Source organism: Luteibacter sp. 9135 (assembly GCF_000745005.1).
Taxonomy (GTDB): domain Bacteria; phylum Pseudomonadota; class Gammaproteobacteria; order Xanthomonadales; family Rhodanobacteraceae; genus Luteibacter.
This window is the reverse complement of the sequence record NZ_JQNB01000001.1, coordinates 2,000,720-2,020,434: the sequence shown is the minus strand read 5'-3', so window position 1 is coordinate 2,020,434 and position 19,715 is coordinate 2,000,720. Positions and strand designations below refer to the sequence as shown.

The window sequence follows — 19,715 nt, the reverse complement described above, 5'->3', positions numbered from 1 at the left end:
CATGACAAGCGCAACGCACGGGGCCGTCGACGACGGCCTGGTCGATACCGACGTCCCCGCGCGACTGGACCGCCTGCGCTGGGGTCGCTTCCACACACTGGTGGCGGTCGCTCTGGGCATCACCTGGGTGCTCGACGGGATGGAGGTCACCATCACCGGCTCGATCGCCGGTGCGCTCAAGTCCAGCCCGGTGATGCACCTGACCGATGGCCAGGTCGGGCTGGCAGGCAGCCTTTACCTCGTCGGCGCCGTCGTCGGCGCGCTGTTCTTCGGCTGGCTGACCGACCGTCTGGGACGGAAGAAGCTGTTCACGATCACCCTGGGGCTCTACCTCGTGGCGACCGCGGCCACCGCCTTCTCGCCCAACTTCCTCACGTTCGTGATCTTCCGCGCGCTCACCGGCGCGGGCATCGGTGGTGAGTACGCGGCGATCAATTCGGCGATCCAGGAGCTGATCCCCGCGCGCTACCGTGGCCATACCGATCTGGTCATCAACGGCAGTTTCTGGATCGGCGCGGCCATGGGCGCGCTGGCCGCCGTGGGGCTGCTCGACACGGGCTGGGTTTCCGCGGAGCTTGGCTGGCGACTTACCTTCGGGCTGGGCGCCTTGCTGGGCCTGGGCATCCTCTTCCTGCGGCGGTGGATTCCGGAAAGCCCGCGCTGGCTGATGCTACATGGCCGGGTCGCCGAGGCCGAGGCCGTGGTGGCCGACATCGAGCGCCGGCTGGACGCGCCGCCGCCGGACAAGCCGCTGCCCCGTCTGCGCCTCCGTCCACGCGGGCTGTCGATGGGCGACGTGGCTACCACCCTTTTCCGCGTCTATCCGAAGCGGACGGTGCTCGGGCTGGTGCTGATGGCCACGCAGGCGTTTTTCTATAACGCCATCTTCTTTACCTATGCGCTGGTGCTGGGGCGCTTCTACGGCGTCAGCGACGCCGATGTGGGCCTTTACCTGTTGCCGTTCGCGGCGGGCAATTTTCTCGGCCCGCTGTTGCTCGGGCGGCTGTTCGACACACTGGGACGGCGACCGATGATCGTCGCGACGTACACCTTGTCGGGCCTGCTGCTGTTCGTCACGGCGTGGCTCTTCGTCCACGGCTACCTGGATGCGCGCACGCAGACGATGGCGTGGAGTGTGGTGTTCTTCTTCGCGTCGGCGGCCGCCAGTTCCGCGTACCTCACCGTGAGCGAAAGCTTTCCGCTGGAGCTGCGCGCGCTGGCCATCGCCCTCTTCTATGCGTTCGGCACGGCGCTGGGCGGCGTGGCCGGCCCGTGGCTGTTCGGTCACCTCATCGGCAGCGGCGAGCGCGCCGCGATCGGCTGGGGCTACGTGCTCGGCGCGTCGCTGATGCTGGTCGGCGCACTGGCAGCGGGCCTACTTGGTATCTCCGCCGAGCGACGCTCCCTCGAAGACGTCGCCGCGCCGCTGGGTCGGGCGGACTGACCCACCGAAGCGTTTACGCAGCAGGCCCTGGATGAAATGCCAGGCGGGCGCGGGATCGTCCCGGCGGAACACGTGCAGGTCGGCGCGCAGCCATTCGATCACCAGGCGTATCCAGCCGGGATGCCGCGCCGCGGGCGAGCAACGCACGCTGGCGATGTCGTGGTACAGGTCGATGCAGCTGCCGCCGGTGCTGTAGTCGGATGCGGCGCGTGTCACGGGCAGGCACTGGGCATCTGCCCAGGCCATGGCGCAGACGTTGACGCCGCAACGCGCGGCGAACTCCACATAGGTCCAGGCGCGCGTATTCACCTCGATCATGCGGCATGCGCCGTCGCGCGGATCGCGCTTGAACTCGGCGCTGAAGATACCCCGGTAATCCAGCCCGTCCAGCACGCGGCGAATGCTGTCCACCGCCTCCGGCACGGCCGACAGCGGTACGGCGCGTGAGCAGGAACTGTTGCCGAAGTCCGGCGGCGACATCCGCCGGCGCTGTCGCGCGAACAGGCCCGCATAGCCACCCTGCCCATCGCGGAAGCCGTCGATGAAGAAGTGTTCGCTGGGCGGTCCGGGTACGTATTCCTGCGCGATGACCCGGAAGCCCTGCGCGTGGAAACGCGCCCACGCCTCGCGCAGCGCGTCGGCGCCCTCGACCCATAAGCCTTTGACGCCGGTGACATCGCTGAACTTCTGCGAGTTCACCGGCTTGAGGAAGACTCGTCCGAGCGTATCGAACGGAATGACGTCGATGTCGCCGGCGTGGGTCAGCCGGAAGGTGCGCGGGTGCGGTACGTGGATCGCCTTTAGGTAACCGGCGAACGCCGACTTGTCCTGCAACAGGCGTTGCACCTCGCGGCTGGCGGTGCTGACGGGAAAGCGCCAGCCCAGGGCCGTGTGCGGCAACTCGGCCAGCCACAGGGCCGCATCGTCCGCGCCGGCGATGATCACGGCGCGCGCCAGGGCGCAGTCAGCCAGGGCTTCGAACGCTTGCGGGCCCGGCGAGCCGTCCCAGTCCAGGCATCCCGGTACGGCCTGGAAATGACGCGATCGGGTGACCAGATCGTCGGGCGGGCAGGCCACGTAGGCGGAAATACCCGCAAGGTCCAGACTGCGGAGGATGCCCAGCGCGGTCGGTCCACGTCCCATCACGATCACCGGTAACCGCGGCTCCGTCTGCATCTGGCCTCCCGGGGAGGATGACGCCGGCATGGCGCTCCTTGGGGACCAATGTGCCACCCCGCTCCTGTCAGGCACAGATCGCCAGACGACCTATACCGAGCGGACGAGGCAGGTCAGGCCGGGGCGTCGGCCACGGCGAAAGGCAGCACGCCGGACTCGCGTGCCTCGGCCGGGCGGCGCGCGGGCGGGGCCTGGCGGGGCGTCGGCGCGGAAGGCGCGGTACGGCCGATGGTGATGTTTTTGGACGCCCGCACCTCGCGGTTGGCAAAGGTCCATATCTCCCCCGTGTCCGTGATGAACACCGTCCAGTAAAGGTCGGATTCGGGGCCGTAATCGATCAGGAAATGGGCAAAACCCTCGCCTTTGGGCGTGTTCATGGGCAGCGGCGGATTCAGTTGCAGCATAGGCTTCTCCTCGTGCTGTCCTTGTAACCGGTCGGCCCGTAGCGGCCGGGTGAACGTGCCGTGGTTCACGCATCACCCGATACGGACAGCATTTCCCCGGCCAGCCCGGTAAAATGCCGGCATACCGACAGTCAGCCAGTCCACCAGGGGAAGCCAACACGTGCAGTCACGCAATTTCGAGGTATCGGTGGTCCAGCCCGGTGGCAAGGTCGCCATCGAGATCCAGTTCAACGAAAAGATCCATGGTCTTTCGGGCGACACGTTGTGGCTGTCGCTCGAGGCGGACACCACGATCGAGAGTGCCGAGGCATTGCGCGAACTGCTGGAGTGCATCGGTCACCGCATCACGGTGACGAACGTACGCTCCTGACCGGCGCGCCGGCGCCGTCCTTCACGGCCGCCGCCAGCGGTACCACGGTCGACATCAGTCGGTGATTGGTGCCATGCACCTTGCCGCAGCCCATGCACTTCCGCGTCGTACCCAACCCGCGCCGTGCCGCGCGCGGCGAACCCAGCAGGCAGCCGCATACATAACACGCGCCCAGCACGCCGCGCTCCCATAGACGAAGGCGCACCAGCTGAAAGGCGGCCAGGGCCGCAGCCACGACGGTGCCGAGACCGAGCAGCCAGCCCGGGAGGTTGGAATACAGGGAGGCCAGGCCGAAGGGGCCGGGCATCTGCTGTGCCGCCTTGGTCACACCGGCCGCCAGCGCGCCCGCGCCGAGGGCCAGCAGGCTCGGCACGAACAACCTGAAGTACATGCGCCCGACGTAAGACATGTTGCGTCACCCCTGCCCACCGGCGTCCGCCGGCGGGTGGAGAGTGTCGCTAACAGGGTCTAGCCGCCGTGAAACGGGAGCGGTGCCGCCCTCAGGCGGCGGGCGCGCTTCCGAACGACGGCGGACGGTCGGCCTGGGCCTTGCCGAACGCCGTGTTGGGCTGGTCGCCCATCACGAACGCCAGCGTGCCACCGGCTTCCAGGTCCTTGTGCGCGATCCAGCTCTTCGTCCAGGGCTGGCCGTTCCAGGTGACCGACTGGATATAGGGACGACCCGGTCCGTTGTCCTTCGCCTCGATCACCAGCGTGCGGCCGCCGCCCACCTGCACTTCCGCACGGTCCAGCAGCGGGCTGCCGAACACGTAGTGGGTGCTGACCGGGTCGACCGCATACAGGCCCATCGCGCTCATGACGTACCACGCGCTCATCTGGCCGCAGTCCTCGTTGCCGGGCAGGCCATCTGGCTCTGGCAGGTACATCGTTTCCAGCAGCATGCGCACGCGCGCCTGCGTCTTGTAATGCGCGCCGGTGTACGCGTACAGGTAGGGCATGTGGTGGCCCGGCTCGTTGCCGAACGCATACTGGCCCACCATGCCGGCAATGTCGGGCGGCGCGTCTGCCGGCAGCGTGGGATCGGCGTTGAACAGGGCATCCAGCTTCGTCTCGAATGCCTGGCTGCCACCGAACAGCGTCATGTAGTTGTACACATCGTGCTGGTTGAGGAACGTGGCCTGCCAGGCGTTCGATTCGGTGAAATCGCGCCACCGCTTGGAATGGCCGATGGCGATCGGATCGAACGGCTGCACCCAGGTGCCGTCCTCGGCACGCGGGCGCACGAACTGCATGTCCTTGTCGAACACGTGGGCGTAGTTCTGCGAGCGCTTGCGCAGCAGCGCCGCGTCGTCGGTGTGACCCAGGGCCTCGGCCATGTGCGCCACGGCCCAGTCGTCATACGCGTATTCCAGCGTCTTGCTGGCGGCCTCGGCTTCCTTGTCGCTGGGCACGAAGCCGAGCTTGCGGTAATACGGCAGACCAAAGTAATCGTCCTGCATGGCGCGACGGCGGAACACCGGCCAGGCTTTCTCGTAGTCGATACCCTTGAAGCCCTTGGCCTGGGCTTCGGCCACCACCACCGCGGAGTGGTAGCCGATCATGCAGACCGTCTCGATGCCCTGCAACGGCCACACCGGCGCGCCACTGGGGCTTTCCACGGCAAGCCGGACCAGGCCGTCGACCAGGTCGGGCACGCGTTCGGACTGGTACAGCGTGAACAGCGGATGCTCGGCGCGGTAGGTATCCCACAGCGAGTAGGTGCTGTAGTTATGGCGACCGTCCGGCAGCGTGTGCACCGCCTTGTCCATGCCGCGGTAGCGGCCGTCCGCATCGCTGAACACCGTGGGCGCCAGCATGGTGTGGTAGAGCGAGCTGTAGAAGGTGCGCTTGATCTTGTCGGAACCGGATTCGATGGTGATCTTCGACAGTTCCTGGATCCACTCGGCTTCGGCCGCGGCGCGGATGCCGTCGAAATCCCAACCCGGCATCTCGCTGTCGAGGTTGCGCATGGCGCCATCGATGTCCACGCCCGAGATACCCACCTTCACCAGCAGCGGTGCCGACGACGCCTTGTCGAAGTGCAGCGCGGCCTTGAGGTTGTCGCCCTTGGCGGTGGCGGTGCCCGCGGGCAGGGCCTTGTCGTTGTCGTACAAGGTGACATGCGTGGCGGGACGCGACAGCTTCATGGCGAAGTAGATCACGCGACCGGAGGCCCATTGCCAGACCCGACGACCACCGACCAGCGTGTCGTTGCCGACCACGCTCAGCTGCACGTCGCTGACCCTGGCCGGCTGGTCCATCGCATCCGTATAGCCGTGGGCCATGTCCAGCAGCACGTGGGCGTCGCCGTCCTTGCCGAAGGTATAGCGATGCATGCCCGCGCGCAGCGTGGCGGTCAGCTCGGCCAGGATGTCGAAACGGGTGAGCTTCGCGCGGTAGTAGCCCGGATGCGCCTGCTCGCCGGTGTAGTGCGAGCGGTAACCCTTCACGCCGCTGCGGTAGCCTTTCTCGGGCTTGCCGTTGCCCCGCTTTGCGGCGTCGAAACGGGAGACGTAGTTCACGCCGTCGAAGTCGCGGTCGCCCGGCTGCAGCAGCACGGGACCCATCGAGGGCATGACCAGGAAGTCGAGCATATCGGCCGCGCCCGTGCCGGACAGGTGCGTGTGCGAGAAGCCCATGATCGAGCCGTCACCCTGGTGGTAGCCGGATGATCCGTCCCACTGGGCGTTGTTCGTGTCGGGGCTGAGCTGGACCATGCCGAAGGGCCGCGTCGCACCGGGATAGGTGTGACCGTGACCGCCCGTGCCGACGAAGACATCGACGTAGCGCAGGATGCTGTCACTGGCGGCGGCGCCACCGGATGACGGGGCTTTCAGGCCTTGCTGCACGCCACCGGCCATCGCGGTGAGGGAACCTAGCTGACCGATGGCGGTGGCGGCGGCCACCCCTTGCAGAAAACGTCGACGGGTAACCATGAATCGCTCCAGCGGGGTGTCGCGTCAGACGCGACGCAGGGTGTCGGGATGCTTGTCGGCCAGGTGGACGACCAGCTCGCCAAAAAGGGTGTTGGCCCAGGCGAACCATGAGCGCGTGAACTGTTTCGGATCGTCCTGATCGAAGGCCTCGTGCATGAACCCGCTGCCGGCGTGGGTGGTCTTCAGCCAGTGCAGGCACTGGCGGATCTCCGCCGTGTCGTCCGTGGTGAAGGCTTTCATCATGATCGACATGGGCCAGATCATGCGCAGGCCCTCGTGCGGGCCACCGATGCCTTCGCCGGCCTTGCCCTTGAAGAAATAGGGATTGGCCGTGCTCCACACGCGCTGGCGCGTGCGCGCATAACGCGCATCGTATGTCGTGGTTTCCAGGTAAGGCAGCGCGAGCAGGCTGGGCACGTTGGCGTCGTCCATGAAGAGCTGGTTGCCGTAGCCATCCACCTCGTAGGCCCAGAAATCGTCCTGGCCGTCGTGCATCACGCCGTGGCGCTCCACCGCCGCCTCGATCTCGTCGGCCAGCGCGCTGGCTTCGCTGGCGAATGCCTGGTCGCCGAACAGGGTGCCGTGCATCTGGGCGAGGCGACGCAGGGTAACCACCGCGAACAGGTTGCCGGGAATATTGAACGGGTACAACGTGGCGTCGTCCGACGGACGGAACATGGCGTGGATCATGCCCACCGGGCGCGTCGGCTGCCCGTAGCCGTGCAGGAACTGGCTCTCGGTCGGGTTGGGCGACGGGCGCTGGAAGTGATACGGGCCGGCGCCGTCCTTGCGCTGCTGCTCGCGGAACGTGGTGACGATGCCGCGCGTGGCGGCACGCCAGGCGTCGTCGAAGGGCTCGCGGTCACCGGTGGTCTGCCAATAACCGTGGGCGAGGCGCACCGGATAGCACAGCGAGTCGATTTCCCATTTGCGCTCGGCTACGCCGGGACGCATGTCGGTCATGTCGGCCTGCGCCCATTCGAGCTTGCTCTTGCCCTTGGGGTCGGGCAGGAACGCGTTGGCGTACGGATCGATCGCGATGCAACGGGCCTGGCGGCGGATCAGCCCGCGGAACAGCTTGCGCAGGGCTTCGTCCTTCGCGGCCAGCGGCAGGTACGGCCAGACCTGGGCAGACGAATCGCGCAGCCACATCGCGTCGATGTCACCGGTTACCACGAAGGTATCCTCGTAGCCGTCCAGGCGGCCCACCTCCACCGTGGTGTCCAGGGTGTTCGGGAAGCAGTTCTCGAACAGCCAGGCCAGCTCGGGGTCGGCGATCTTCTTCTTCGTCGAGGCGATCAGCGCCTCCACGGCGGGGCTGGTGAACTTGCGCTTGCCCACCGCCGGCCGCTGGCTGGTGAAGCGCGAGGCCGCGGACGCACCCAGGCTGACACCACCAACCATCGCGGCGCCCGGCGCCAGCGACAGCCATTTCATGAGGTTGCGACGGGAGGGATTCACGGCGTGGTCTCCTTCAGGGCATCGACGAGCGAGCGTACCGTGATCGCGCGGCGAAGGGCGTCGATATCGGTGGCGCCCTCGACCGCGATGTCCACGCTTTCGCCCGGCAGCAGGTCGAACGCGTTGTCGGACAGGCGCAGGTCGAGGTCACCGGTGTCCACCCAGACCGCGCGAGCGAGACGCTTCGCGGTAACCGTCACCACGAGCCCGTGGCCGTCGTCACGCACCGCGGTGGTCAGTGCCGGCGCCGGCAGGGCCAGCGTGCGCGCCGCGCCGAAGTACAGCAGGTGATGGGCGACCACCTTGCCCTGCTCCAGCAGGTCGAAGGCGACGACCGTCTTGCGCGGATCGGCGCCCTTGAGCAGGGTAGCGTCGTCCGCCGTCAGCGCCTTGGTGCTGGACAGCGCCGCGGCACGCACCGGCTGGCTGCTTTCCCGCAGCATCTTGCCGGCCATGTCGTAAACGCGGGTGCGCAGCGTGGCGTCGAAATCGGTGGTGCGATCGGATACGGCAAACACCTGGGTGGTGCCGTCGCGGCGCAGCGGCACCACATCGACCGGCGCGTAGAAGCGTTTGGCGTGGAACTGCAATGCCTTCCAGCGGTTGAAGTAATCCACGCTGGCCCACGAGGCACCGGGCCATACATCGTTCAACTGCCAGTACAAGGTGCCCATGTTCTGCGGGCGCGCGCTGCGCAGATGCTCGGCAGCCAGTTCGATGCCTTCGGCCTGCATCACCTGACTGAGATAGACGAACGAGGGAAAATCCTTCGGTTCGCCGTATTCCTGGCGGATGTACAGCAGCAGACGCTGGTTGCCGTCGCCGTTGGCGAACTTCTGGTGCGCGCGCATCACGGTCGATTCCGGCTGCATGTCGCCCGGCTCGGCGAACGCCTTGATGGTGGCCATGACCGGGAACGACTGCAGGCCGTACTCCGACTGGAAACGCGGCGTGATGTCGAGGTAGTGCGAGATCGGCTCGGAGCCGGACCACACCTTCCAGTAATGCATGTCGCCATCGTTCTGGACGTTGGCCGGGCCTTCGAAGTCGGTGCTGGGCGAACTGGCCCAGTACGGCACCTGGGGCGAAAGGTCAGCCACCACCTTGCGCAGCGTGCTGCCGAACAGCGTGCGCATGCCGGCCTCGACCTTCTTCACCTCGTCGCCGTTGACGAACTTCTGGAAATCGATGCGATCGGGCCATTCCTCCCAGCCGGTCTGCACTTCGTTGTTGCCGGCCCACAGCACGATGGACGGATGGTCGCGCAAGCGCGTGACCTGTTCCTCCGCCTCGATGCGGCTGCTTTCGCGGAAGGCCGTGTCGTACGGCGTGACGGCACCACCGAACATGAAGTCCTGCCAGATCATCAGGCCCATGCGATCGGCGGCCGCGTAGAACGCATCATCCTGGTAGGTACCGCCGCCCCACATGCGCAGCATGTTCATGTTGGCATCCTTCGCCGAGCGCAGGATCGCCTCCAGCCGCGCGCTGGATACCCGCGAAGGGAACGCATCATAGGGGATCAGGTTGGCGCCCTTGGCGAACACGGGCACCCCGTTGACCACGAAGGCGAAGCCCCTGCCCCACTGATCCTTGTCGCGGCGCAGTTCCACCGTGCGCAATCCGGTCTCGCGATCGGCCTCGGCCAGCGTCGCGCCGGTGGCTTCCACCGTGGCGTGGAATCGATAGAGGTTGGGATCGCCGTAACCGACCGGCCACCAGCGCTGCGGACGATCGATGGTCAGCGGCACACCGACGTGGTTCTCGCCAGCTTTCAGGGTCACGTCCTGCTGGGCCGTACCGGTCTTGCCGTCGGGCGCGGCCCACTGCACCTTCAGCGTGGCCGCCATGGCCTTGTCGACACGCAGGTCGAACTGGCTGTCCAGCTTCGCCGCTGTGGCGTCGACCTGGGTCTGCGCGATGTGGAAATCGGCGACGCGCAGGGTGTCCCAGGATTGCAGGTGCACGGGGCGCCAGATGCCCAGGGTGACGTAGCGCGGGCCCCAGTCCCAGCCATACTGGTAGTTGGCCTTGCGTACGTAGTTGGAGGTCTGCTTGCCCTTCGGCTCGTCGCCGAAGGAGGAATCGAATTCGCCCGGTAACGCGTACGGCTGCTTCAGCAGCCACGGTTGCATGCGTGCGATCGGCGATTCCAGGTGCACCGTGAGCGTGTTGGTGCCGGCGTGCAGCGTGTCCTTCACCGGCACACGCCAGCGGCGGAACATGTTGTCCGCGGACAGCAACTTCTTGCCGTTGAGGCTGACCTCGGCATAGGTGTCGAGGCCGTCGAAAACCAGATCGACGTGACCCCGCCGGAGCGTGGCCACGTCGACGTCGAAGTCCAGCCGGTAATCCCAGTCGGAGAGTCCGATCCATTGCAGGCGGGCTTCGTTGTCACGCCAGAACGGATCGGGAATCTGCTTCGTGGCCAGCAGGTCGGTCTGCACGGCGCCGGGGACGGTGGCGGGTTGCCAGTCGTGCAGGCGCTCGCAGGAGGTCTTGCATTGTTTCAGGTGGGCCAGTGTGGCGGCGGGATCGCGGACATCGTCCGCTCCTACATGGGCCATTGGGGCGGTTGCTGGTTTGGCCTCGGGAGCGAGGCGGAAGCGCCAGCCGGCGGAGAGGTCCCTCTCCGTCGGCGTGGTCGCGCTGGCGGCGCCGGCAACGAGCCAGGCCACTAGCACCAGACAACCGCGGGGCATCACAGCTTGAAGCCCATGGTCATCATGTAGGTGCGGCCGTTCTTGTAGGCATTGAGCGGCTGCGCGGGCGTGTTGTTATAGACCATGTACGTCTCGTCCAGCAGGTTGGTGGCATCGAGCGAAAGGCGGATGTGGTCGTTGACCTGGTAACCCACCGTGGCGTCCAGCTGACGGAAGATACCCGTGATCTGCTGCGACTGCAGCTGTGCGATCGAGGTGAAATACGACGAGCGCCAGCTGTAGGTCAGGCGCGCGCTCCACGGGCCCTGCTCGAAGAACGGCGACAGGTTGAACGAGTTCTTGGAGTTGTACGGCAGCGGGAAGTCGTTGCTGGTGTCGGCGTCGGAGTAGGTGTAGTTGGCCAGCATGCCGAAGCCATAGGCGAAGTTCTGCTGGTAGGTGAGCGACAGGCCCTTGACCTTGGCCACGCCGGCGTTGACCGGCACCTGCATCTGGTACACGTCGTCGCGCTGTTCGGTCAGGTTGTACTGCGTCTGCGCCACGTTGGTGTTGAGGATGTAACCGGAGATGCGGCGGAAGAACAGCTCGGCCGACAGCACGCTGTTCTCCGAGAAGTACCACTCGGCGGAGGCGTCGTAGTTGGTCGACTTGTACGGCTGCAGGTCGGTGTTGCCCGCCGAGCCGGTGAGGCTGCGGTCATCCAGCGCCACGTAAGGGGTCATCTGCTGGTAGCGCGGACGGGCGATCGTCTTGGCGGCGGCGAAACGCAGGGTCACGTCCTCGGCGGCGTCGTAGGCGATGTTGAACGACGGCAGCCAGTCGTGATACGCGCTGCGCTTGTTCACCGGCGTGTAGCTGTTGTTGCCGATGCTGTTGTAGCCGTTGACGGTGTCACGCGTGCGGAAGTAACGCGCGCCGATGTTGCCGCGGTAGCCGTCGCCGGCAAAGTCGCCCTGGATGTAGAAGGCGCGGTTCTGCTCGGCGATGCTGTAGGTGGCCTTCGGATCGAGCGCGGTGCTGGTGACCAGGCTGGAGACATAGGCCTTCATCAGGCCCGGGTTGATCGTGGTCCAGTCACCCATGTTGCCGGCCGAGTTCAGGCCGTCGAGGTAACCGCTCGGCGTGCCGCCATCGGCCAGGTTGGCCAGCGACGTACCGGCGTAGGCGGTGCTCGGGATGCTGGCGTTGTACGCATCCTGGCCGTCCAGGTGGTTGGTGGCCTTGATACCCACCGAGATCTGGTTCAGCGGGCCCCAGGCCACGTCGTGCGAGAAATCGGCCTGGAAATAGCGCTCGCGATCGTAGCTGGGCGCATAGCTGTAGCCGGCGCCGTGCGCCAGCGCGGCCGACGCGTTGTCCGGGCTGTTGTAGTTGATCTGCGGATGCTGGCCATCGAGGTTGTAGTTGAAGCCCCCGAAATTCTGGAACTGCATGTTCCAGATGCCGTCGGAACCGCCGGTGGAACCGGTGTAGCCGACCTGGCTCGAGGCCGTCCAGCCGTCACCGAACCAGTCGGCACGCAGGTTGGCGACACCGGTGTTGACCGTCGAGTCGCGCTCGTAGCCGTCGAGGTAGGTCGAGGTGCCCGGGCCGTAGCTACCGGTGGTGGCCACGCCGTTCTGGAAGCCCAGCGCTGTGGCGTCGGCGGCCGAGCCGGACCATTCGCCGTAGTGGCTCTGGTTGAAGTTGTTGAACTTCTCGGTGACGTACAGGCCGGTGAAGTTCAGCTCGAACGCGTCGTTCGGCTTCCACTGCAGGCCGGTGGAAACACCGTCGCGCTTGCGACGCTGCTGGAACCACGCGGTGTTGACCGCCGTCGGGTACACGCCCTGCTGGTTGGTCGGCACCACGGCCGGGTTGAACTGGTGATCCGGGTTGGTATCGGTCGGATCGTTGACCCGCTGGTAACCGAACACCTCGGTACCCTGGCGGTCGATGATCTTGTCCGAATGCATGAGCGAGCCCAGCACGCCGAACGTGTTGTCCTGGTTCTTCCAGCTGTACAGCACCGACGCGTTCGGCTTGCCCTTGTCAGCGCGGTCGTTGTAACCGTAGCTGACGGTGCCGGTGAGGGTGTTGGCCTTCAGGTCCAGCGGACGGCGCGTGTTGACGATGACGGTGCCGCCGATCGAGCCCTCGTCGATGTTCGCCTGCGGGGTCTTGTAGACCTGGGCGTTACCGATGATTTCCGAGGTGAGCAGGCTGTAGTTGAACGAGCGGCTGTCGGGGTTGTTCGGATCGGACGTCCAGTTGGTGGACGCCACGGTCTGACCGTTGAGCAGCAGGCGGTTCAGCGCGGGGTCGGTGCCCAGGATGCTGACCTTGTCGCCTTCACCGAAGTTGCGATCGACGCTGATGCCCGGCAGGTGCGACAACGACTCGGCCACGTTGGTGTCCGGGAACTTGCCCACGTCTTCGGCCGAGATGGCGTCGACGATGGAGTCGGCATTGCGCTTGAGGTCCAGCGATTTCTGCAGGCTGGCGCGGATGCCGGTGACGGTGACGCCGGTGAGGTTGGCGGCATCCTGCGGCTTGGCGTTGGCATCGGCTGGCTTGGCCGCGGTGGGCTGGGTCGTACCGGTCGAGGGAGCGGGGCTGGATGCGTCCTGGGCGGATACGCTGCCGGCGGCGAGGAGGCCAGTGAGGATGGCCATGGAAAGTGCGCTGATGCGGGGGTTCACATCGATCTCCTGCGGGGATGGTAACGCCGCCCGGGAATCTGCGCCTTGCGCCTTCGCCCCCTGACGTCGCGTGCTGTTCTTCGCGCAACGTGACGCATCGCGCGGGCGGGTGCCTGCGTTGTTCGCCGTCGATGCGCTGGTGTGTTCTTTGCCCTGAAGCCTGCGGCCATCGCGGTGGCCTCCGGCCATGCGTATCGCGCTTACGTCGCGATTGCAGCGATGTTACGAAGCGGATTTTTAGGGGTGCCTGACAACGTTGTCAACCGATTTTTTAACTCGATCTAAAGTCATACAAGTAAATACAACTGCATGTATTCGCAGGAATTATGTAAGCGACCTTTTACTGCACTGCGGAAAAAAGATAGGCCGCTTAGATCGATCCATGTGAATTCATTCGTATGGCGTACTGCAAGGAACGGCGCCGATGCGCGCGCTTACGGGGCATGCATTACCGGCAAACCTGCCGGGTGGAGCGGGCTCGGTGTTTTGCTGCACTGCAACCAGAACCGTGCCGGCTCGCGAACCGGCGCCTGCATTTCCTACGCTTCGGGAACGCACGAACGCCGGGGTTTCACGCAAGAACATCGCCTCACGTCGCAGCTTCTCGCGAAGTCCGACGCGGGGATGAACGACTTTGCGCCGCAAGGCGTCGCAGGGGTCCACAGACAGCCACCAGTCACCCGCAGGGAACGAATCTGCGGGCGAATCACTTCTCCGCCCCTGATGTCTGCAAGGAGCTCCACCATGAAACGCGTGAGCCTGCATGTGGTCCGCACCACCCTTCTTTCCGCATCGCTGGCCGCGGTACTTGGCGCGTGCAACCGCACGCCGCCGGCCGAGGCCGACAACCCCGCCAATGCTCCGGCCCCGGCGGCCGGCCCCGCAAGCGACGCCAGCACCGCTCAGGAGCCCGGCTATGTCCCGCCGACCGCCGACCAGCTCTACGCGCTGGTGTCGCCCATCGCCCTGTTCCCCGACAAGCTGGTCGCCCTGACGCTGGCCGGCTCGACGCATCCGGACCAGGTCGATGCCGCCCGCAGCTTCCTGGGCGACAACCGCAACCTGACCGGCGGCGCCCTGATCGATGCGGCGGATGCCCAGCCCTGGGACCCGAGCGTGAAGTCGCTGATTGCCTTTCCCGCCGTGCTCGACCAGTTGTCGACCAACCGCGACTGGACCGCGGCCCTGGGCGACGCCTATGCGAACGAACCGACCGACGTGCTCAACGCCATCCAGGCGATGCGCGAGCGCGCATGCACGCGCGGCACGCTCAAGAGCAGCAAGCAGCAGGTGGTGAGGATCGACCAGGCGCCGCCCCCGCGGACATACACCACGACCACCACGGAGACCTCGATCGTTCCCGCGCCCACCCGCACGATCGTGATCGAACCGGCCCAGTCGGATGTCGTCTACGTGCCGCACTACGATCCCGACGTGGTCTACGGCGAACCCGTGTACTCGACGGTGTACCGAACGCACTGGTACCAGGCGCCCGCCACCACCGGCGACGTGGTCGCCACGGGGCTGGTGTCGTTCGGCGCGGGCATCCTGGTCGGCCAGTTGTTCGCCTCGCACGCACACTACGACCGTCCGCACGGCGGATGGAACGAGTGGAACACCTCGTGGGGCGGCGGGCCGCGCGATGGCGGCTACGGCGGCGGTTACGGCGGTCGCCCCGCTGTCGTCTACGACAACCACCCGTATGTGGTGAATCGCACCACCATCAACCGCACCGTGAACAACAACTACGTCAACCGGTCGGTCAACATCGACAACCGGCACGACAACGGCAATGTCGATAACCGCGTCGACAACCGGCACGACTTCGGCAATGTGGACAACCGCCACGACAACGGCAACCTGGCGATGCGCAATGCCCCGCAGGCGGCACCGGCGGCACAGGTGCAGGCAGCGCAGGCGCGGCAACGCCCGGATTTCGAGCATATGCAGCGGCCCAACTTCACGGCCGCGATGGCGCGCCCGACGGCGGCCGACGCGCGGCCCGCGGTGCCTCAGCAGCAACGAACGGTGCCGGGTGCGGACCCTCGCGCTATGCTTCCGGGCGGAACGCGCCCCGGTCAGCCGCCGGCGGCCGCGTTCGCCGCGGCACATGCCGCCAACGCCGGGGAAGAACGCGCCGCCCTGCGCGAGGCACAGGACAACCGTGCCGCGCGGGCGGCCCAGCAAAATCCGACCATCGCGCACGTGCCGCCGCAGGCCAACCGTCAGCAGGTGCAGGACCCCCGAGTAGCCAACGTGCACGAGGTGGGAGAGCGTGCCCACAATTTCGACGCCAGCCGTGCCACCCAGGAGCAGGCGGCCACGCGTGCCCAGCCCGAAGCGCGCCCCGAAACACAGCGCGAGCCCTCGGCGCGCGCACAGCCCGAGCATATGCAGCCCGAGCGCATGCAGCAAGAACGTACGCAGCCATCGCGCATGCCAGCGGAGCGCGAGGAAAACCGCACGGCCCAGCCGTCGATGGCCCGTTCCCAGCCGCGACCCGAGCAGCGCCCGCCGTCACAATCTCAGCCCCGCAACGACCAGGCGCACGAGCGACCGGCACCGCGTCAGCAACAGCACGAGAACCACGCCCCACCCCACCACGACGACCACGACAAACACGATGGTTGAAGGATGAGAACCCGGAACGCCGAACGACCGCGGGCGTAGGAGCGCACGATGTGCGCGAACCCTAAACCTGTATCTGCCGAAAGAAGCCGGACCCCACACCGACAAAGGCGTTTCCAAACGCAAAACGAAGCCGCTCTTCCCTGACGCCGGTGTCACCGAACGCAACATCCGGCCATAGCCATGGGCGCCCTCACTCGCGATAGTCGCGGTGAGGGTTCGCCCACATCGTGGGCTCCTACGCGCGCGTGCGGCGGGAGGCTGACTTTTTCGTTGACGGCTTGCGTGGGGCGGCGACTTTCTTCGTCGCGGCTTTCTTCACCGCAGTCTTTTTCACGGTGGCTTTCGTTACCGCTGCTTTCTTTACCGCGGTCTTCTTTACCGCGGTCTTCTTCACCGCCACCGCCTTCCCGACAGCCTTCTTCACCGACGTCGCGCGCAGTGCCTTTTTCGCAGCGGCACGCTTGGTCGAGGCACGGCCACCGGCCGACTTCGTCGACGACGGCAGCACGTCGCTGCGCGGCTTGGCCGTGCGCCGCGCATTCAGTTCCGCGGCGGAATTGAGCGGTCGCCAGGAACGGCCGCCCATCGCCAGCAACGTGTCCGACGAAGCCGGACCCGCGCTGCCCGAGGCGTAATTCGGGAAGTCGGCCGGCGTGCGCTGGGCCCAGTCGTCGAGGATGGGCTGCACCGCGCGCCAGCACGCCTCGACCATGTCCGCACGCTGGAACAGCGTGGCGTCGCCGGTCATGCAGTCGTACAGCAGGGTTTCGTAGCCCACGTTGGGCTCGGCGCGGAACCAGTCGGCGTACTTGAAGTCCATGCGCACCGGCGCGAGTTCCACGCGCGGGCCCGGACGCTTCACGTCGAACTGCAGCGAGATGCCTTCGTCGGGCTGAATCTGCAAGACCAGCCAGTCCGGACCGAACGCGTCCATGCCGGTGCCCCGGAACGGGGCGAACGGCGCCGACTTGAAGCGGATGGCGATCTCCGTGGTGCGTCGGCCCATGTGCTTGCCGGTGCGCAGGTAGAACGGCACGCCGGACCAGCGCCAGGTGTCGATCGACAACTTCAGTGCGACGAACGTCTCGGTGACCGAGTCCGGCGCCACATCGGGCTCCTCGCGGTAGGAAGTGGCCAGTTCGTTGTTGACCGCGCCCGGGCCGTACTGGCCACGTACGGCATCCTCGGGCTGGATCGGCCGAATGGCCTCGATGGTCTCCGCCTTGCGTGTGCGCACGGCCTCGGCATCGAAGGACGTGGGCGGTTCCATGGCGACCATGGCCAGCAGCTGGAACAGGTGGTTGGGCACCATGTCACGCAACGCGCCGGTCTGCTCGTAAAACGAGCCACGCCGCTCCACGCCTACCGTCTCGGCCACGGTGATCTGCACGTGGTCGATGCGGTCGCGGTTCCAGATCGGCTCGAACAAACCGTTGGCGAAACGAAACGCCATGATGTTCTGCACGGTTTCCTTGCCGAGGAAATGATCGATGCGGTAGATCTGGTCTTCGCGCAGCACCTTGAGGATCCGCTCGTTCAGCGCATGGGCCGAGGCAAGGTCGTGGCCGAACGGCTTTTCGATGATGACGCGGCGCCAGGCCGCACCCTCGGTGCTGCCCTCCTCGACCAGACCGGCTTCGTGCAGCTGTTCGATCACGTCGCCGAAGAAACGCTCGGGCGTAGCCAGGTAGAACAGGACGTTGCCCTGCGTGCCGCGGCGGCGCTCGGTCTCGCGCAACTTCACCGCCAGGCTCTGGAAGGCGGTGAGGTCGTCGAAGTCGCCGGCGTGGTAGGTCATCTGCGCGCTGAGCCAGCCCCAGGCCTCTTCATCCAGCTTGCCGCCGCCGTTGGCCACGTACTTTTCGAGGGAGGTACGCAGGCCCTTGCGCCACGCGTTGTCGGTCATCTTGCCGTGGTTGAAACCGATGATCGAGAAGTTATCGGACAGCAGCCCGGTGCGGCGCATGTTGTAGAGCGCGGGTACGACGAGGCGGCTGGTGAGGTCGCCGGCGGCGCCGAAGATCACGACGGTACACGGGTCGGCCGGGTGAGCGCGGGAGGTGACGCGCTTCGTGGGGGCGGGGCTCATGCACGGACTCCTTGGGGATGGTGGGCGTCTGGGGTGGCGTGGATGTCTGCCGTCGCACTGGAGCCATGCGCCAGGCTGAAGGCGGCATTGACCAGGGCGACGTGCGAAAAGGCCTGTGGGAAATTGCCCAGCAGCCGTTTCGACCGTGGATCGTACTCCTCCGCAAGCAAACCGAGGTCGTTGGCCAGGCCGATCAGGCGGACGAACAACTCGCGGGCCTCGTCCAGGCGCCCTTGCAGCACGTAGTTCTCGACCAGCCAGAAGCTGCAGGGAAGGAACTGGCCTTCACCCGGCGGCAGGCCGTCCACGCCGCTGCTCGTGTCGTAACGCAGGACGAAACCATCCACCAGGAGGTCTTCTTCCACCGCCTTGACGGTGGCGACGATGCGCGGGTCGTCCGGCGGCAGGAAATCGGTCAGCGTGACGATCAGCAGGCTGGCGTCCATTTCCTTCGAACCGTACGACTGCACGAAACAGCCGCGTTCCGGGTCCACGCCCTTGGCGAGGATGTCGGTCTTGACCTCGTCCGCGATCGTCCGCCAGCGCGCGGCGAACGCGGGGTCGCGACCTTCGCGGTTCTGCTCTGAAGCGCGCTGGAAAGCCAGCCACGCCATGACTTTGGAGTGCACGAAGTGGCGCGATTCGCCGCGGATCTCCCAGATGCCTTCGTCCGGCTTGCGCCAGATGCTGGCAAGGTGCTCCAGGAACACGCCCTGCACATCGTCGGCTTCGGGCTCCAGCGCCACGCCGTTCTTCACGGCATGGGAGAACGCGCCGACCAGTTCGCCGTAGATGTCGAGCTGGAACTGCCGCGAGGCCGCGTTGCCCACGCGGACCGGCTTGGCACCTTCGTACCCTTCCAGCCAGTCCAGTTCGTATTCTTCGAGCCGGCGCTCGCCGGCGATGCCGTAAAGCACCTGTAGCTGGTCGGGCGAACCGGCCACGGCGCGGCGTACCCAGTCGCGCCAGGCGGTTGCTTCGTCGTGATACCCCGCGTTGACGAAGGCGGAGAGGACGAACGTGGCGTCGCGTGCCCAGCAGTAGCGATAGTCCCAGTTGCGCTCGCCGCCCAGTTGCTCCGGCAACGAGGTGGTGGGCGCGGCGATGATGCCGCCGGTGGGTAGGTAGCTTAGACCCTTGAGGACCACGAGCGAGCGACGGACGATGTCGCTCCATTCGCCGCTGTCGTTGCAGCGGCCGGACCAGTCTTCCCAGAAAGCCAGCGACTTGACCAAGGCATCGTAGGGATCGATCGCTTCGGGTGGGGCCAGATGGGAGGCACCCCATGCCATCACGAACGGCACGGAATCGCCTTTGCTCACCGCGAAACGCGCCACGCTGTGCATACCCTCGCCTTCGACGGCGACGGGACTGCGTACCACCAGCATGTCGGGCCCGGCGACGGCCGTCAGCGTCTGGCCGTCCACGCGGGTCACCCAGGGCACGGCGCTGCCGTAGTCGAAACGGATGGTCAGCGAGGCTTCGAAATCGACGCGCCCTTCTACGCCTTCGACGATACGCGTGACCCCGACCTGCTCGCCCGCGAAGGGCATGAAATCGATGACACGCGCCACGCCCGTGGCGGTGCGCCACTCGGTCTCGAGGATCAGGGAGCCGTCGACGTAGCCACGCCTCACCGTGGCATCGGGATCGGCCGGAGCGATGCGCCAGCGGCCGTTGCCCTCATGGCCCAGCAGGGCGGCAAAACAGGCGGCGGAGTCGAACCGTGGCAGGCACAGCCAGTCGATCGATCCATCCATGGCCACCAGCGCGGCGCTTCGGCAATTGCCGAGCATCGCGTAATCTTCGATCCGGGATGCCATCGTGTCCTCGTTGCGGGCGGGTAGTCCCATCAACGGT

12 protein-coding genes are annotated in these 19,715 nt (G+C 66.3%); 3 read left to right on the top strand and 9 right to left on the bottom strand.

The features are described from left to right. Nucleotide 1 precedes the first annotated feature (1 nt). Nucleotides 2–1,444, top strand: a complete 1,443-nt coding sequence (locus FA89_RS08625; RefSeq protein ID WP_036140072.1) for an MFS transporter — start codon at nucleotides 2–4, stop codon at nucleotides 1,442–1,444. Here FA89_RS08625 and FA89_RS08620 read toward each other — a convergent pair. Further along, on the bottom strand, nucleotides 1,376–2,650 hold the full coding sequence (locus tag FA89_RS08620; protein ID WP_185754283.1) for a carboxylate--amine ligase: 1,275 nt from the start codon (nucleotides 2,648–2,650) through the stop codon (nucleotides 1,376–1,378). The genes FA89_RS08625 and FA89_RS08620 overlap by 69 nt on opposite strands. Nucleotides 2,651–2,733: 83 nt before the next feature. Further along, entirely contained in the window at nucleotides 2,734–3,024 is a 291-nt protein-coding gene (locus FA89_RS20465) for a hypothetical protein (protein WP_221174288.1), read from the bottom strand. A 160-nt stretch (nucleotides 3,025–3,184) separates the two neighbouring features. Between FA89_RS20465 and FA89_RS08610 the strand changes: the two genes are divergently transcribed. Then, a complete protein-coding gene (locus FA89_RS08610; RefSeq protein ID WP_036140068.1) occupies nucleotides 3,185–3,394 on the top strand; it encodes a hypothetical protein in 210 nt (69 codons plus the stop codon). On the opposite strand, the gene FA89_RS08605 is transcribed toward FA89_RS08610, so the two are convergent. The 5 genes from FA89_RS08605 to FA89_RS08585 all read right to left on the bottom strand — a co-directional run bounded on the left by FA89_RS08605 (nucleotide 3,369) and on the right by FA89_RS08585 (nucleotide 13,108). Further along, nucleotides 3,369–3,803 (bottom strand): hypothetical protein, encoded by a 435-nt coding sequence (locus FA89_RS08605; protein ID WP_185754282.1) that lies wholly within the window; start codon nucleotides 3,801–3,803, stop codon nucleotides 3,369–3,371. The genes FA89_RS08610 and FA89_RS08605 overlap by 26 nt on opposite strands. Nucleotides 3,804–3,894: 91 nt before the next feature. Beyond that, entirely contained in the window at nucleotides 3,895–6,330 is a 2,436-nt protein-coding gene (locus FA89_RS08600; RefSeq protein ID WP_036140064.1) for a GH92 family glycosyl hydrolase, read from the bottom strand. Between the two features lie 24 nt (nucleotides 6,331–6,354). After that, nucleotides 6,355–7,767 carry a glycoside hydrolase family 125 protein gene (locus FA89_RS08595; RefSeq protein WP_036140061.1) on the bottom strand — a complete coding sequence of 471 codons (1,413 nt, stop codon included), beginning with the start codon at nucleotides 7,765–7,767 and terminating at the stop codon, nucleotides 6,355–6,357. Between the two features lie 20 nt (nucleotides 7,768–7,787). Further along, nucleotides 7,788–10,493: a glycosyl hydrolase 2 galactose-binding domain-containing protein gene (locus FA89_RS08590; protein ID WP_036140059.1), complete on the bottom strand. Its 2,706-nt coding sequence runs from the start codon at nucleotides 10,491–10,493 to the stop codon at nucleotides 7,788–7,790. Beyond that, complete coding sequence (locus FA89_RS08585) at nucleotides 10,493–13,108, bottom strand: TonB-dependent receptor (RefSeq protein ID WP_036143953.1); 2,616 nt, start codon at nucleotides 13,106–13,108, stop codon at nucleotides 10,493–10,495. The genes FA89_RS08590 and FA89_RS08585 overlap by 1 nt, the downstream gene beginning before the upstream one ends. Nucleotides 13,109–13,879: 771 nt before the next feature. Between FA89_RS08585 and FA89_RS08580 the strand changes: the two genes are divergently transcribed. Next, nucleotides 13,880–15,766, top strand: coding sequence for a DUF3300 domain-containing protein (locus FA89_RS08580; RefSeq protein ID WP_051938640.1), 1,887 nt, complete (start codon nucleotides 13,880–13,882; stop codon nucleotides 15,764–15,766). 235 nt (nucleotides 15,767–16,001) lie between these two features. Here the strand turns inward: FA89_RS08580 and zwf are convergent, their stop codons facing one another. Together zwf and FA89_RS08570 are read right to left on the bottom strand one after the other, a co-directional pair. Further along, a complete protein-coding gene (gene zwf / locus FA89_RS08575; protein WP_051938639.1) occupies nucleotides 16,002–17,855 on the bottom strand; it encodes a glucose-6-phosphate dehydrogenase in 1,854 nt (617 codons plus the stop codon). Then, nucleotides 17,852–19,678, bottom strand: coding sequence for a glycoside hydrolase family 15 protein (locus FA89_RS08570; protein WP_051938638.1), 1,827 nt, complete (start codon nucleotides 19,676–19,678; stop codon nucleotides 17,852–17,854). The genes zwf and FA89_RS08570 overlap by 4 nt, the downstream gene beginning before the upstream one ends. Nucleotides 19,679–19,715 lie beyond the last annotated feature (37 nt).

Coding starts and splice junctions, on each gene's coding strand:
- FA89_RS08625 (WP_036140072.1), top strand. CDS start 2: ATGACAAGCGCAACGCACGGGGCCGTCGACGACGGCCTGGTCGATACC.
- FA89_RS08620 (WP_185754283.1), bottom strand. CDS start 2,650: ATGCCGGCGTCATCCTCCCCGGGAGGCCAGATGCAGACGGAGCCGCGG.
- FA89_RS20465 (WP_221174288.1), bottom strand. CDS start 3,024: ATGCTGCAACTGAATCCGCCGCTGCCCATGAACACGCCCAAAGGCGAG.
- FA89_RS08605 (WP_185754282.1), bottom strand. CDS start 3,803: ATGTCTTACGTCGGGCGCATGTACTTCAGGTTGTTCGTGCCGAGCCTG.
- FA89_RS08600 (WP_036140064.1), bottom strand. CDS start 6,330: ATGGTTACCCGTCGACGTTTTCTGCAAGGGGTGGCCGCCGCCACCGCC.
- FA89_RS08595 (WP_036140061.1), bottom strand. CDS start 7,767: ATGAAATGGCTGTCGCTGGCGCCGGGCGCCGCGATGGTTGGTGGTGTC.
- FA89_RS08590 (WP_036140059.1), bottom strand. CDS start 10,493: ATGCCCCGCGGTTGTCTGGTGCTAGTGGCCTGGCTCGTTGCCGGCGCC.
- FA89_RS08585 (WP_036143953.1), bottom strand. CDS start 13,108: ATGGCCATCCTCACTGGCCTCCTCGCCGCCGGCAGCGTATCCGCCCAG.
- FA89_RS08580 (WP_051938640.1), top strand. CDS start 13,880: ATGAAACGCGTGAGCCTGCATGTGGTCCGCACCACCCTTCTTTCCGCA.
- zwf (WP_051938639.1), bottom strand. CDS start 17,855: ATGAGCCCCGCCCCCACGAAGCGCGTCACCTCCCGCGCTCACCCGGCC.
- FA89_RS08570 (WP_051938638.1), bottom strand. CDS start 19,678: ATGGCATCCCGGATCGAAGATTACGCGATGCTCGGCAATTGCCGAAGC.